Origin of the sequence: Nocardia sp. NPDC058114 (assembly GCF_042884695.1) — a bacterium.
Taxonomy (GTDB): domain Bacteria; phylum Actinomycetota; class Actinomycetes; order Mycobacteriales; family Mycobacteriaceae; genus Nocardia.
This window is the reverse complement of sequence record NZ_JBHVTK010000006.1, coordinates 497,738-510,781: the sequence shown is the minus strand read 5'-3', so window position 1 is coordinate 510,781 and position 13,044 is coordinate 497,738. Positions and strand designations below refer to the sequence as shown.

Sequence of the window (13,044 nt, the reverse complement as noted above, 5' to 3'; positions counted from 1 at the left end):
GTCAGGTGAGTGCGAGCACCCGGCACGGTCCGCCTGTGCCGCCCGCGTGGTTCGGTGCGCCGACGACGATCGTCGCGCCCGTCGCCGGGACCGTGGCGAGATTGGCGAGCATCTCCACCCCGTAGCGCCCCGCGCCGAGAAAGGCTGTGTGCGCACCGTATTCGGGATCGGCACCGCAATCCAGGCTGAGCGTGTCGACTCCGGCGCCGACGATTCCGCAGTGCGCGACGAGGTATCGCGCGGCCTCGGCGGAGAATCCCGGCGCGTGTGGTGTGCCGCGCTCGTCGAGATTGAGGAAGGTCGACGGTCGGTCGAGGCGATGTTCCCAGCCGGAATACATCGCGACGAAGGCCCGTTCGGGGATGTCACCGTGCCGTGATCGCCAACTGTCGATATCGGCGATGGTCACCACCGCGTCGACGTCGACGGCGGCTTTGGCGCTGATATCGAGGACGACGAGCGGCGCGACGAGGTCCTCGACAGCGAGGACATCGGTGGTCGTGGCGCCGGGGATCCGATGCGCGGGCGCGTCGAGATGGGTTCCCGTGTGCTCCCAGTACCTGAGCGCGAACTGCCCGAACCCACCCGCCTCGTGCCAGGCCACCGGGACCATGGCCATCGGCGGATTACCCGGCCACACCGGCAGTTGCGGCGTGAGCGTGTGGGTGAGGTCGACGACGCCGGAGCGCGGCGCGGCTACGGCAGGGGCGGGCGCCACCGCGGCCAATGCGGTGAGGCCCGCGAGACCGAACACCGCCCGCCGACTCGGCTGCGGCGCACTCTCGTGGGCGAGACGAACGATCTCCGGCGAGCACATCGGACTCAAGATAGCCGAGCGAGCCCGGTACGGCCTCTGATCGGCGTCGATGGCAAGGCCGGGACTTCCGGTCGACCAGGTGGACCGCGTTCGCCGGGCTACCGGACGGCGCTGCGGTCGCCGTCGTGTCGTGGACTGTCCGTCGGCACGAGGGCTCGGTGCAGGCCGGTGGGACCGAGACCCCGCGACAGGCCGAGAATCATCGCGGCGCAACCGAGTCCGGAGAGGATGAGACCGGTGGCGAAGAGTGTGGGATATCCGGCCAGGTCGCCGATGAGACCCGCGGCCATCCCGGCGATGCCTTGGACGACGACGATCGCGCAGGCGAGCAAGGTGTAGTCGCTGCCCGCGTGCTCGGATTCGGACGCGTCCATCATCAGCGCGAAAACGGCGACGGTGGCGGCACCGCCGAAGATGTGTTCGGCCAGGCTTGCCGCGACCAGAAGTTCGAAGCCACCGAGGCCGAGGGACGCGACCAGATACAGCGCAATGCTCGCGGTCTGGGTGACACCGCCGATCAGCAGCGCCTGCCGACGGCCGTAGCGGTAGGCCAGCCAGCCGCCCATGGCCGCGCCCGCCAGCGCACCCGCCGAGGACAGGACGCCTTTGATCAGCGCGATCTCGCTGAGGCCGAGTCCGGCGTCGGACAGGAAGGGACCGTTGAGCGCCGCGGCCATCGAGTCACCGAATTTGAAGGCGCCGATCAACGCGATGAAGGCCAGCATGCCGGGGCGGCGCAATCGGGTCCACCAGGCGCCGAGCAACCGCGCGGGTTTCGGTGCCGGCAGCCGGTCCGCGACCCGCTCGCGCATCAGCCATACCGGCACCGTGGTGAGCACGATCAACGCCGCCATGGCCAGGAACAGTGCCCGCCACCCGGCCAGTGCGAACAACCACAGCAGGGCGCCACCGCCGACGATCATCCCGATGCGATAGGCACCGACCTGGATCCCGTTGCCCAGCCCACGCTCTCGCGGCCCGAGTAATCGCACGGCCACACCGTCGGTCGCCACGTCCTGGGTCGCCGACAGCAGATTCACCACCACGATGCCCGCGAACAACCATCGCAGCGAGGACGACAGATCCAGGCAGGCCAGCACCAGCGCGACCGCGGCCGACAGCAGTTGCAACACCAGCAGCCAGGTGCGCCGAGTGCCGTAGCGGTCGACGTAGGGCGCCCAGAGAAACTTCAGCGCCCACGGCAGGAACAGCACCCCCGAGGCACTGATCGCCACCAGCGAATAGCCCGATTCGCGCAACACCACCGGCAGCGCCTGGGTGAAGAAGCCGAACGGCAGCCCCTGCGCGAAGTACAGCGACGACAACAGAACCAGCGTGCCTGCCGTGATCACACCCGGTCGGGTGGTGGTGCTCATGGGCACATCGTCGCAGAGAGTCCACGCGGGCACAGTGCACAGGCTCGGCGTGATCCGATCTCAGCGGGTGGGCGGTGGGCTGCGAATGTGTTCGAAGACCAAGCTCGTCTCGGTCGAGGCGAATTCGCGGGTCGCGCTGAGCTCCTGGGTGACGAACTCGCGCAACGCGTCCGGTGAGGCCGCCGACATCTGGATCAAGAAGTCGACCGTCCCGGCGAGGAAGTACACATTCACCACACCCGGCAGCGCGGCGAGCTTGGCGCTGAGTTCACCGATTCGCGCCCGCGCCGCCGGCTGGACCTGAACCGAGATCATCGCCTGCAGGGGCAGCCCCAGCGCCTCCGGGGCGATGTCGGTGTAGAAGCCGCGGATCGCACCGAGTTCGCGGAGCCTGCGCAGCCGCAGCGAACAGGTCGACGCGGCGATGCCCACCCGGGCCGCCAGGACGTTGTTGGGTACGCGCGCGTCCTCGGCGAGTTCGGCGAGCAGCTGACGGTCGATGTCGTCCAGGCTCGACGGCGACCCCCGGAACGGCTGCACGGGGTGCGGTCGGGGTTGCTGTCGCGACGCCATCACCGCAGGATACTCAGCTCGGACGCCCAATTCCGCTGATTGTGCAGAGTTTATCGCTGATTGCTGTGGTTATCGCTGATGCTCATGTCAGAACCCGAACATCCTCGAGCAGGAGCTTCCATGCGCATCGGTGTCCCCAAGGAAGTCAAGAACAACGAGTTTCGTGTGGCGATCACACCGATCGGCGTGCACGAACTGGTGTCGAACGGTCACCACGTGATCATCGAAGCCGGGGCCGGGGTGGGATCGTCGATTCCCGACTCCGAATACCTCGCGGCCGGAGCACAGATCCTCACCGCGGCCGACGACGTCTGGGCCGGGGCGGACCTGGTGTTGAAGGTCAAAGAGCCAGTCGCCCAGGAGTATCACCGCTTGCGCGCAGGACTCGCCCTGTTCACCTACCTGCATCTGGCCGCGGATCGACCGTTGACCGAACAGCTACTGGCGCACCGGGTTACGGCCATCGCCTACGAGACCGTGCAACTGCCGTCCGGGGCGCTGCCGTTGCTGTATCCGATGTCGGAGGTCGCGGGCTGTCTGGCGCCACAGGTCGGCGCGCACGCGTTGATGAAGCCCTACGGTGGTCGCGGAGTGCTGCTCGGCGGTGTCGGCGGTGTCGACCAGGCCAAGGTGGTCATCATCGGGGCGGGCGTCGCGGGCCAGAACGCGGCCAACATCGCCTTGGGTATGGGCGCGGACGTGACCCTGCTCGACACCGATCTCGACAAGTTGCGGATGTCGTTCTGGCGCTACAACAACCGTGTGCGCGGCCTGGCGTCGTCGAAGCTGGCGATCGCCGAGCAGGTCCGCGCGGCGGACATGGTGATCGGCGCTGTGCTGATCCCCGGCGCCGCCGCCCCGAAGCTGGTGAGCAACGACCTCGTCGCGCAGATGAAGCCGGGTTCGGTGCTGGTCGATATCGCGGTCGATCAGGGCGGCTGCTTCGAAGACACCCACCCCACCACCCACGCGGAGCCGACCTATCCGGTCCACGAAACGACGTTCTATTGCGTGGCGAACATGCCGGGCTCGGTACCGCACACCTCGACCTACGCACTCACCAACGCCACCCTGCCCTACGTGGTGGCCTTGGCCGACAAGGGCTGGGAACGCGCCTGCGCCGAAGATCCCGGTCTCGCGCTGGGCCTGAACACCCATGCGGGCAACCTCACCAACGCCGCGGTCGCCGCGGCCCACGACCTGGGGGTCCACGCAGTAGTGTGAATCGTTCACCTGCGGGGACAGGTGGCCGGACGGACGAAAGAACTGACTACCCATGCGCGACGAGCAACCGATCCTTTCTCCCGGCGAAACCTGCTGGCAGATCGCCGAGGCGGACCGGCTGGCATGCATCGTCGACGCGGCGGACTACTTCCGCCATGCCAAGTCGGCGATGTTGCAAGCCCGCAAACGCATCGTGCTGATCGGCTGGGATTTCGACACCCGGATCAAATTCGAACCACACGGCAAGACCCTCGAAGGACCAGAGCGGCTGGGCAAATTCCTGTCCTGGCTGCCACGGCATCGCCCGGACCTCGAGATCTATCTGCTGAAATGGAACATCGGCGCCTTCACCGCGATGAGCCGCGGGATGACACCGATCTTCGTCGTCAACTGGCTGACCGACCGTCGACTGCACTTCGAAATGGACGCCGCGCACCCGATCGGGTCGGCACATCATCAAAAGATCGTGGTGATCGATGACCGGCTCGCGTTCTGCGGCGGCATCGACATGACTGTCGATCGCTGGGACACCAGCGACCACCGCGACGACAACGGTTTCCGGACCGCGCCGAACGGCAACCGCTACGGTCCCTGGCACGACGCGACCACCGCCGTCGACGGGGACGCGGCGAAAGCCATCGGCGAGCTGGCTCGTGCCAGATGGAAAGCGGCCACCGGCCGGGAACTGGACCCGCTCGGCGAGATCGCCGGGGACACTCCGTGGCCGCAGGGCCTGGAACCGACGATGCGGTCGGTCGATGTCGGTATCGCGCGGACGCTGCCAGAACTCGCCGACCGCGCCGAAGTTCGCGAGATCGAGGCGCTGTATCTGGCGGCGATCGCGGGCGCCACCAGCTCGCTCTACATCGAAAGCCAGTACCTCGCCTCGCGCACGCTCGCAGAGGCGATCGCGACCCGCCTGCGCGAGCGCAACGGCCCGGAGGTCGTGCTGGTACTGCCCCGCAACGCCGACGGCTGGCTCGAGCAACAGGCCATGGATGGAGCCCGCCGCCGCCTGCTGCACCTGCTGTGGAAGGCCGACACCGAGAATCGGCTCGGCGTCTACTATCCCGTCACCGCCGCCGGTGCGCCCATCTATGTCCATGCCAAGGTGTTGGTGATGGACGACCGCCTGCTGCGGGTGGGATCGTCGAATCTCAACAACCGTTCGATGGGATTCGACACCGAATGCGATCTGGCCGTCGAGGTCACCCCTGCCACCGCAGACGGTGAGCAACTGCGCGAGACCATCCTCGGCATCCGGCGCACGCTGCTGTGCGAACATCTCGACGCCGAACCCGCGAAGTTCGACGCCACGCTCGCCGAGACATCCTCGCTGGTGCGCACCGTCGAGGCACTGCGCGGCGACGGCCGGACCCTGCAACGATTCGAGCCGGCGACCGTCGAGAACGAGGACAGTCCCCTGGCCGAGAACGACTTGATGGATCCCGAGCGAACCCCGACGCGACTGTGGGACAGCCTGTTTCCGGCCCGGGGTGTCCGCACCGACTGATCCTGGTTTCCTGATCGCTGCCTGCCCCCTCGACCGCCGTCAGCGATCGAGGGGATTCAGCGCGATGGCGATCGGCATTCCCGCCCACCACAGTGTCGCCGCTGTCGAGCGTGGGCGGACGCGCGCTTCGTGGCGCATCGCGGCGGCGAACTCGCTACTGAATCCGTCGCGTCCGTGGCGGGCGTGGATTTCGGCGATCTGACCGGGATCGAGGTGGTGGGCGCGCAGCCCGACGACGTCCAGGTGGGCGGCGTCGTGCAGCAACCTCGCTTCGGCGCCGTCGTCGCGCGGAGTACGCGGATCCATGTGCCGGGCGATGGCGGTATGGACGCACTGGCCCAGCTCGGGGGTAGCGCCCCGGTCGGTGACGAACGTGCGAGCCCGGTCGGCGCCGAGCAGGGCGAAACACCCCGTCGTCGCATCGTCGGGCGCACCCACTCCGACATCGTGCAGGACGCACGCGAGGTAGAGCGCCTCAGGATCGGGCGCGAGATCGTCCACTTGCGCCAAGGCCGTACCGAATTCCCAGCATCGCAGACTGTGCGCGAGCAGCGCCGGAGTGAGCACTTCCGTCGCCTCGTCGAGCGCGGAGCGACACAGCCGCGAATCCGGCGGTACCGGGGCAGGCCACCCCGAAACGTCGCCGCCGCGGCGCAGCCCGCGAACGAGATGGGGCAGGGCCATGGTCTGCGCGACCGATGCCGCACTCACAGTACGGATCTGCTGCCGTCGGCTGAGCTCGCCGTCACGCTTCATCGTGGCCGCCCACATGGGAAAGAAGATCGGCTCGGGCGATACCGAGCATGACATCCAGGGTCGATCGGTCGACCATCCGTCGCTGGAACAACGAGTAGGCACCGTTCACCGCCGCCCACGAAACCAGCACCAGCGCACGGGCTTCGACATCGCATCCCCCGCGCCGCACTGCGGCGGCGAAGGATTCGACCAACCCGCCCAGCACACCGTCGATCTGCGTCTTGGCTTTCGCCGCCAGTTCGGATTCGCTGATATCGACGTCGGTCAGCGCCAGAATGCGCAGCGCGAGCGGGTTCTCCCGATGGAACGTGACGTAGCGGTCGAAGACGGCGGCCACTTCGTCGCGCGGAATCGGCTCGTCGCCGGTCGGTGCGGACATCGCCTCCGCATGGCGGGTCGCGATGCGCCACGCCAGCGCGGCGTACACATCGGCCTTGCCCGCACGGAAGTTGGCGTAGATCGAACTGACCGCGACGTCGGCCTCACCGGCGAGCATGTCGATGGTGGTGCCGCGGTAGCCCTCTCGCTGGAACAGGATCTGCGCGGCATCGAGAACGGCGGTGTGTGTCCGGCGTTTTCGTCGGTCTGTCGGGGGTTCCAACGTCATACGAAATACCGTAGTCTCATTCCGATATCGTAGTCAACTTCCGATAGGAGTCTCGATGATCACCTCCCCCCGCACCGGCAGCGAAGCAATGTCGCTGTTCCTGCCCCAATCCCCTTTCGTCCAGCACATGGGCATCGAGCTCATCGACATCGACGAAGGCCGGGCCCGCCTGCGCATGCCGTTCCGGGACGAACTCGTCACGGTCGGCGACATGGTTCACGGCGGCGCCCTCGCGAGCTGCATCGACATCGGCATCATGGCCGCGTCCTGGGCAGGCGCGCGCCTGCCCGAGCAGCTGCGCGGCGTCACCGTCTCGATGTCGATCGACTTCATCCAGCCCGCCCGCGCCGAAAGCATCGACATCATCGGCACCCGCCTGCGCGCGGGCCGCCGGCTCAGCACCTGCCGGGTCGACATCGTCGCCACCGACGACGGTCGGTTGATCGCGGCGGGCGGCGGCACTTACAAAGTGGGCTGAATCGCCGTCCAGTCGCGGATCGCGGCGACGAACTCCTCGGGTGCGTCGGATTCGACGTAGGTGCCCGCGCCCTCGACGATCACCGTCTCGTGGTCGGTGAACGTCGCTTCCAGACGCTCGCGCTCCTGCGCACGGAAGGCGATGTCGGCATCGCCCCACACGATCAGCGTCGGCAGATGAGCGACGTCGCCGAGCCCGGCCTCGACCTCGGCGAAGAAGTCCCGGCTCGCGAGAACCCGGCCGGGAAGCACGGCGCTGGCTTGGCGCCGCTCAGGGGTGCCGAGCGCCTGACGGTAGTGCGTCATTTCGGCTGCGGTCGGCTTTCGCCGTCGATGGCCGGTGGGAATGAACCCGTTCACGAGGAGGTTGAGCCGCCGGACCAGGAAGCGGATCGCGGGGCCGCCGATGATGCGACCGAAGGCCTCGAAGTGGAGGACCCCGTTGACCGGCCAGGCCCAGGTGTTGGCGAGGACCAGCCGATCGAAGACGCCCGGCCGCCGCTGCGCGACCGCCAGGCCGATCATGCCGCCCCAATCCTGCCCGACCAAGGTGACTCCCTCGAGGCCGAGCGCGTCGACGAACCCGGCGACCACCGCTGCGTGTTCCTCGGGCAGGAAGCGGTAGCCGGGCCGCGGCGAGGACAGCCCGAATCCCGGGTAGTCGAGTGCGACGCAACGGAAGTCGGCGCGCAGTGCACCGATCACGTCGCGCCACAGGAACGACCAGGTCGGATTGCCGTGCAGGAGCAGCAGAGTGGGGCCTGATCCCTCGTCGACGTAGTGCACGGTGTGCCCGTCGATCTCGACGAATCGACTCTCGAACGGGAACAGTTCGTCGTCGACCCATCCGGGCCGCACGCGCTTGGTGGTGTCGACCATGGTGGCCCCCCTCAGGGCTCGGCATCAGGGTATACTTGAGGATCTCACGTGCACTTGAGAAGATCAAGCGATGGTAGGAAACGATGCGTAGCTACGGTCAGTACTGCGGGCTCGCCCGATCCCTCGAAGTCGTCGGTGACCGGTGGAACCTGCTCATCGTCCGCGAGCTTCTCCTCGCCCCCGCTCGCTACCGGGACCTGATCGAGGGCCTGCCCGGCATCGCGACCAACCTGCTCGCCGACCGGCTTCGCGACCTCGAGGCCTCGGGCGTGGTCGAGCGGCGACTGACCGGCGAGGGCAGCGTGGTCGAGTACGCCCTGACGCCGTGGGGTGCCGAGCTGCGCCGACCGATCGAGAGCCTGATTCGCTGGTCCACCCCGTTGATGGTTCGTGGTCCCGCCGACGGTGACGCCTTCCGCCCCGGATGGCTCGCCCTCGCCGTCCCCGCCTTGCTCGACGCCCGTATCGAGGTTCGTCCGTCGGCGACAGTCGGTCTCGAGATCGGCGACTCACTCTTCCAGCTCCGCGCGTCGCGCTCGGGCTTCGAGGTCGGCGCGCATGACGGCCGCGCACTCGACGCCACTGTCCGCGCTGACCCCGGCTACATCCTCGGCCTCGCCGCCGGCGCGATCACTCTCAGCGATGCCTTCGCGCTCGGATTGGTCGCGATCGATGGCGACGAGTCCGTTGCGCGCGCTGTCTTCGCCTGACGCGGTCACCGGTTTCAGGCGCTCGCCACCCCTGGCAAGCGATCGAACAGCGGGTTTAGTCTCGAAGACATGGAGTTCCGCACCAGAGCGTGTCTCGTGGCGTTCGGCTCGGCCATCGCTCTGCTGTGCGGCTGCGCCCCCAGCGAGCGGGCCGAGCAGGCAACCACCCGGACCGGCGCGTCCGGCCCCGACACCACCGTCACCGAGGAGCTCGACGCCCCGTGGTCGATCGCCTTCCACGGCTCGACCGCACTGGTGAGCGAACGTGACAGCGCCCGTATCCTCGAAATCGGTACCGACGGAACACAATACGAGGTGGGGGTCATCGAGGACGTCGAGCCGTCCGGCGAGGGCGGTCTGCTCGGCATCGCGGTCCGCGAGGGGCACCTGTTCGCCTACTACACCACCGCCGACGACAATCGCATCGAACGATTCGACCTCACCGGGCAGCCCGGCAACCTCGGACTGGGCAGCGGCACACCGATTCTCACCGGCCTACCCGCCGCCACCAATCACAACGGCGGCCGGATCGCCTTCGGACCCGACGGAATGCTGTATGCCACCGTCGGCGACGCGGGTAATCGCCGAACGGCCCAGGATCGCGCGTCCCTCGGCGGAAAGATCCTGCGCATGACACCGGACGGGCGGGCACCCGCCGACAACCCTCTGCCGGAATCACTCGTCTACAGCTACGGCCACCGGAACCCGCAGGGCATCACCTGGGCGCCGGACGGGCGGATGCTCGCCAGTGAATTCGGCCAGAACACCTGGGACGAACTCAATCTCATCCAACCCGGCGGAAATTACGGGTGGCCCGAGGTCGAAGGCATCGCGGGGCGGGCGGGTTTCCTCGACCCTGTGCAGCAGTGGAAACCGTCCGAGGCCAGCCCGAGCGGGATGACGACTGTCGACGGGTCCGTCTACCTCGCGAATCTGCGCGGTGAGCGACTGCGCCGAATCCCGCTCGACGACCTCGCCCACTCGACCGAGCTCCTCGTCGGCGAGTACGGACGCCTTCGCGATGTCGCCGTCGCGCCGGACGGGTCCCTGTGGCTGCTGACGAACAACACCGACGGCCGCGGTGATCCTACCGACAGGGACGACCGCATCGTCCGGCTCGGACTCGGCACCTGAACGCGGCGAAACATCCTGTGCCGCAGGCGTTCACCGCTGGGGATGCAGCACCAGCACGGTGATCTCACTCGGTGCGAACACCCGCATCGGCGGACCCCAGTAGCCGGTGCCGCGGCTGGTGTAGAGCTGGGTGTTCGCGTGCCTGCTCAGGCCGGAGACGACCGGCTGATCGAGTCGGACCAGATAGTGGAACGGCCAGATCTGACCGCCGTGGGTGTGCCCGGAGATCTGCAGTTCCACCCCGGCCGCGGCACTGTCGGTGACCTGTGCGGGCTGGTGGGCCAGCAGGACGACCGGTGCGGCGGGGTCGGTGCCCGCGAGCGCGGCGGGCAGGTCGGGACCGTGTCCGGGCACATCGGCGGTGGGGTCGTCGATACCGGCGACAACCAACCGGTCACCGTCGCGGTCGATGGTCCGGTGCGCGTTGTGCAGCGGCTGCCAGCCGATGCCGGCCATGTAGTCGATCCAGCTCTGGGCGTCGTCGAGGTACTCGTGATTGCCGGTGATGTAGAACCGGCCGAGCGGCGCTTCGACGTCGGCGAGCGGGGCGACCTGATCGCGGCGCTGCTCCACCGAACCGTCGACGAGATCCCCGGCCAGCCCCACGATGTCGGGCCGCTGCGCATTCACCACGTCGACGACTTCTCGCGACCATCCCTCCCGGTCGATCGCGGCGAAGTGAGTATCGGTGAGCACCACGACCCGCAGCCCGTCGAGCCCCTCGGCCAAGCCCGGGATCGCGATGTCGACGGTCCGAACCTGCGGCACCCGCCGCGCCTCGTACACCCCGTACCCCGTGAGCACCGCCGACACCACCACCACACCCAGAGCCACCCCTTGGGTAACGCGCATCCCGGTGACCCCGGCAACGCGCAGCACACCCCGGACAACCGACCCGATCACCGACCAGACGAACACCACCCACAACACCCCGAGCAGCACGTCACCGGCAATCGCCGCCGGGTCGAACTGCGGCGGACCGTGCCCGAAGAACATGGCGACAGGCAGACCGACGAAGCCGGCGACGCAGACCCCGGTCCCGACCCGATACCGCAACCCACTGCGCCCGGTCGGCGCGGCAACCAGCACCCACCACGGCACCGCGAACATCACCGCCGCAATCAACACGATCACTATCAGCACTACAGCGGAGCTCACGAAGTCCCGTTCCACCCAGGGCCACCCCGTCCGGGCAGCACGCCACCCCAGATCATTTCAGTTCAGGTCGTCGCATCAGCCGGCACGGTCATCCGAACTCGTGAGGCGGTCGAGGATGTCCGCTATCTCGGTGGGGTGCAGGCGAATCCCCATGTGGCTGGTGTCGACCGTGTGGACGTCGAAAGGATTGCCGGGTGTGAGGGCGTCGGCTTCGGCGATCATCTTGTCCTGCATTTCGGGTGGGATCGCCCGGTCCCTGGACAGCCGGATGTAGGTGCGTGGGATCGTTCCCCAGGTGCTGGCGTGCACGCGCGAATCGGCGGTCAGTACAGAGGGGGAATCCGCCGGTTCCAGCAGGTTCAGGCAGGCGCGGAATTGCTCGTCCGTGGCGTCGGCCATCAGACCGTCCTTGAGCGCCGTCAGTGTGTCCGGGTCAGCCGTACGCCAGTTGACCGGCACGGTCGCGACGTCGTGGTGGCCGAGGGTTGCCAGATAGGCGGCCACGCTGGGGAGTTCGACGCAGCACCAGGCGGAGATGTAGACGACGCGGGCGAGCGCCTCGGGAATCGCGTTGCCGACAGCGCTGATCGTGGCGCCTCCACCGCTGGTCCCCACGAGCACGACCGGCCCGAACACCCCGGCTCTGCGAACGATGGTTTCGACGTGAGAAACGTTGTCCTGCAGTGTCACCGCAGCCGTCGGCGCCGGCAGTTCCGTGAATGCGGCGAGGTCCTGCGGGGCCTGGTAGGACATCGGGAAGTAGGCGTCGGCGCCGTGGCCCGGTAGGTCGACGGCGATCGCTCTGTGTCCACACAGTCCGAGTTCACGCAGGAGAGGTGTCCAGTATCCGGCGTTGCCGTGCGCGCCGTGCACGAACACGAATGTCGGTCGGCCATCCCACGGGCTCAGCAACTCGGCTCTCCTTCGGTGAACGCGGCAACCACCCACGGTAGAGGAATGTCTGGCGGGTCGAGGGCAGCATTCGGTCGCGATCCACAGCATGATGGGGGGATGGCCGAGATGGTGAATGTATGCGTGCCCTGCTGATCCTGATCGTTGTGCTGGCGATCGGGCTGGTTGTGGGCGATCGGGTCGCAGTTGTGGTGGCGCAGAACGAGATCGGACGCCAGGTTGCCGCCGAGTACAACCTTGCGGAGCGACCGGATGTCGAGATCGCCGGGTTTCCGTTCCTGACCCAGGCCGTCGCCGGTACCTATTCCGACATCGACATCAGGATCGGCGACTGGAGTGGGCACAACATTTCCGTCCACGATCTCGACGTCGCGCTGACCGACGTCTCCGCACCGCTGGGCGACCTGATCAACAACCGCACGTCCGAACTTGTCGCGGCTACGGCGACCGCGACCGCGGTGGTCCCCTACGACGTCGTGCTGGGTTTCGCGCCGGCGGGCGTGGAGTCGATCGCCGACAGTCCGCAAGGGCTGCGCGCCACCGGGTCGTTCTCGGTGGCGGGGATCTCGGTGCCCGCGACGGTTTTCGTCACCGTCGCACCGACCGAGGCGGGCATCGAGGTCACCCCGGTGTCGGTCCAGGCGGCGGCAGGCGGACCGACGATCTCCCTGGCATTGCTGCGCCAATCGCTGACCTTCGTCGTGCCGCTGCAAGCACTGCCGCTCGGTGCCCGCCTGACCGCCATCCAACCGGGCGCCGACGGTCTACACGCGACCGCCGTAGCCCACGACGTGCGTTTCGACGATCTTCCGTAACACTCCTTGCCCGGTAGCACGGTCCGCCAGAATTGCCCTGACCTCGCACTTCCTCCCATCGAAGGGATAGTCAATGATGCAGGCGTCGAGAGC

At 67.8% G+C, this 13,044-nt stretch carries 14 protein-coding genes; 6 read left to right on the top strand and 8 right to left on the bottom strand.

Annotation, left to right across the window (positions count from 1 at the left end; all coding sequences use genetic code 11):
- Nucleotide 1: 1 nt before the first annotated feature.
- The 3 genes from ACFVVI_RS24240 to ACFVVI_RS24230 form a co-directional block, all read right to left on the bottom strand.
- The gene (locus ACFVVI_RS24240; RefSeq protein ID WP_387446986.1) at nt 2–817 is read right to left on the bottom strand and encodes a cyclase family protein; all 816 of its coding nucleotides are present in this window, start codon (nt 815–817) and stop codon (nt 2–4) included.
- 98 nt (nt 818–915) lie between these two features.
- Nucleotides 916–2,193 (bottom strand): MFS transporter, encoded by a 1,278-nt coding sequence (locus ACFVVI_RS24235; protein ID WP_387446985.1) that lies wholly within the window; start codon nt 2,191–2,193, stop codon nt 916–918.
- 60 nt (nt 2,194–2,253) lie between these two features.
- Nucleotides 2,254–2,766, bottom strand: a complete 513-nt coding sequence (locus ACFVVI_RS24230) for an Lrp/AsnC family transcriptional regulator (protein WP_387446984.1) — start codon at nt 2,764–2,766, stop codon at nt 2,254–2,256.
- 120 nt (nt 2,767–2,886) lie between these two features.
- Here ACFVVI_RS24230 and ald point away from each other — a divergent pair, with 120 nt between their 5' ends.
- A complete protein-coding gene (gene ald / locus ACFVVI_RS24225) occupies nt 2,887–3,990 on the top strand; it encodes an alanine dehydrogenase (protein ID WP_378989780.1) in 1,104 nt (367 codons plus the stop codon).
- A gap of 52 nt (nt 3,991–4,042) precedes the next feature.
- On the top strand, nt 4,043–5,503 hold the full coding sequence (locus ACFVVI_RS24220) for a phospholipase D-like domain-containing protein (protein ID WP_387446983.1): 1,461 nt from the start codon (nt 4,043–4,045) through the stop codon (nt 5,501–5,503).
- A gap of 39 nt (nt 5,504–5,542) precedes the next feature.
- On the opposite strand, the gene ACFVVI_RS24215 is transcribed toward ACFVVI_RS24220, so the two are convergent.
- Nucleotides 5,543–6,259 carry an HD domain-containing protein gene (locus ACFVVI_RS24215; RefSeq protein WP_387446982.1) on the bottom strand — a complete coding sequence of 239 codons (717 nt, stop codon included), beginning with the start codon at nt 6,257–6,259 and terminating at the stop codon, nt 5,543–5,545.
- A complete protein-coding gene (locus ACFVVI_RS24210; RefSeq protein ID WP_387446981.1) occupies nt 6,249–6,866 on the bottom strand; it encodes a TetR/AcrR family transcriptional regulator in 618 nt (205 codons plus the stop codon). The genes ACFVVI_RS24215 and ACFVVI_RS24210 overlap by 11 nt, the downstream gene beginning before the upstream one ends.
- A gap of 55 nt (nt 6,867–6,921) precedes the next feature.
- Between ACFVVI_RS24210 and ACFVVI_RS24205 the strand changes: the two genes are divergently transcribed.
- The gene (locus ACFVVI_RS24205) at nt 6,922–7,344 is read left to right on the top strand and encodes a PaaI family thioesterase (RefSeq protein ID WP_379312983.1); all 423 of its coding nucleotides are present in this window, start codon (nt 6,922–6,924) and stop codon (nt 7,342–7,344) included.
- Here the strand turns inward: ACFVVI_RS24205 and ACFVVI_RS24200 are convergent.
- The gene (locus ACFVVI_RS24200) at nt 7,329–8,222 is read right to left on the bottom strand and encodes an alpha/beta fold hydrolase (protein WP_387446980.1); all 894 of its coding nucleotides are present in this window, start codon (nt 8,220–8,222) and stop codon (nt 7,329–7,331) included. The two genes, ACFVVI_RS24205 and ACFVVI_RS24200, sit on opposite strands and share 16 nt — an antisense overlap.
- An 83-nt stretch (nt 8,223–8,305) precedes the next feature.
- Between ACFVVI_RS24200 and ACFVVI_RS24195 the strand changes: the two genes are divergently transcribed.
- Together ACFVVI_RS24195 and ACFVVI_RS24190 are read left to right on the top strand one after the other, a co-directional pair.
- Nucleotides 8,306–8,932, top strand: a complete 627-nt coding sequence (locus tag ACFVVI_RS24195; protein WP_387446979.1) for a winged helix-turn-helix transcriptional regulator — start codon at nt 8,306–8,308, stop codon at nt 8,930–8,932.
- Between the two features lie 69 nt (nt 8,933–9,001).
- The gene (locus ACFVVI_RS24190; protein ID WP_387446978.1) at nt 9,002–10,066 is read left to right on the top strand and encodes a PQQ-dependent sugar dehydrogenase; all 1,065 of its coding nucleotides are present in this window, start codon (nt 9,002–9,004) and stop codon (nt 10,064–10,066) included.
- Nucleotides 10,067–10,096: 30 nt separating this feature from the next.
- Here ACFVVI_RS24190 and ACFVVI_RS24185 read toward each other — a convergent pair whose 3' ends face one another.
- Both ACFVVI_RS24185 and ACFVVI_RS24180 read right to left on the bottom strand, forming a co-directional pair.
- On the bottom strand, nt 10,097–11,200 hold the full coding sequence (locus ACFVVI_RS24185) for a metallophosphoesterase (RefSeq protein WP_387446976.1): 1,104 nt from the start codon (nt 11,198–11,200) through the stop codon (nt 10,097–10,099).
- A gap of 99 nt (nt 11,201–11,299) precedes the next feature.
- Nucleotides 11,300–12,136, bottom strand: a complete 837-nt coding sequence (locus ACFVVI_RS24180) for an alpha/beta fold hydrolase (protein WP_387446974.1) — start codon at nt 12,134–12,136, stop codon at nt 11,300–11,302.
- A 119-nt stretch (nt 12,137–12,255) separates the two neighbouring features.
- Between ACFVVI_RS24180 and ACFVVI_RS24175 the strand changes: the two genes are divergently transcribed.
- On the top strand, nt 12,256–12,951 hold the full coding sequence (locus ACFVVI_RS24175) for a DUF2993 domain-containing protein (protein WP_387446972.1): 696 nt from the start codon (nt 12,256–12,258) through the stop codon (nt 12,949–12,951).
- Nucleotides 12,952–13,044: the final 93 nt, after the last annotated feature.

Excerpts from the sequence above, each read along its gene's own strand:
- ACFVVI_RS24240 (WP_387446986.1), bottom strand. The coding sequence starts at position 817 with ATGTGCTCGCCGGAGATCGTTCGTCTCGCCCACGAGAGTGCGCCGCAG.
- ACFVVI_RS24235 (WP_387446985.1), bottom strand. The coding sequence starts at position 2,193 with ATGAGCACCACCACCCGACCGGGTGTGATCACGGCAGGCACGCTGGTT.
- ACFVVI_RS24230 (WP_387446984.1), bottom strand. The coding sequence starts at position 2,766 with ATGGCGTCGCGACAGCAACCCCGACCGCACCCCGTGCAGCCGTTCCGG.
- ald (WP_378989780.1), top strand. The coding sequence starts at position 2,887 with ATGCGCATCGGTGTCCCCAAGGAAGTCAAGAACAACGAGTTTCGTGTG.
- ACFVVI_RS24220 (WP_387446983.1), top strand. The coding sequence starts at position 4,043 with ATGCGCGACGAGCAACCGATCCTTTCTCCCGGCGAAACCTGCTGGCAG.
- ACFVVI_RS24215 (WP_387446982.1), bottom strand. The coding sequence starts at position 6,259 with ATGAAGCGTGACGGCGAGCTCAGCCGACGGCAGCAGATCCGTACTGTG.
- ACFVVI_RS24210 (WP_387446981.1), bottom strand. The coding sequence starts at position 6,866 with ATGACGTTGGAACCCCCGACAGACCGACGAAAACGCCGGACACACACC.
- ACFVVI_RS24205 (WP_379312983.1), top strand. The coding sequence starts at position 6,922 with ATGATCACCTCCCCCCGCACCGGCAGCGAAGCAATGTCGCTGTTCCTG.
- ACFVVI_RS24200 (WP_387446980.1), bottom strand. The coding sequence starts at position 8,222 with ATGGTCGACACCACCAAGCGCGTGCGGCCCGGATGGGTCGACGACGAA.
- ACFVVI_RS24195 (WP_387446979.1), top strand. The coding sequence starts at position 8,306 with ATGCGTAGCTACGGTCAGTACTGCGGGCTCGCCCGATCCCTCGAAGTC.
- ACFVVI_RS24190 (WP_387446978.1), top strand. The coding sequence starts at position 9,002 with ATGGAGTTCCGCACCAGAGCGTGTCTCGTGGCGTTCGGCTCGGCCATC.
- ACFVVI_RS24175 (WP_387446972.1), top strand. The coding sequence starts at position 12,256 with ATGCGTGCCCTGCTGATCCTGATCGTTGTGCTGGCGATCGGGCTGGTT.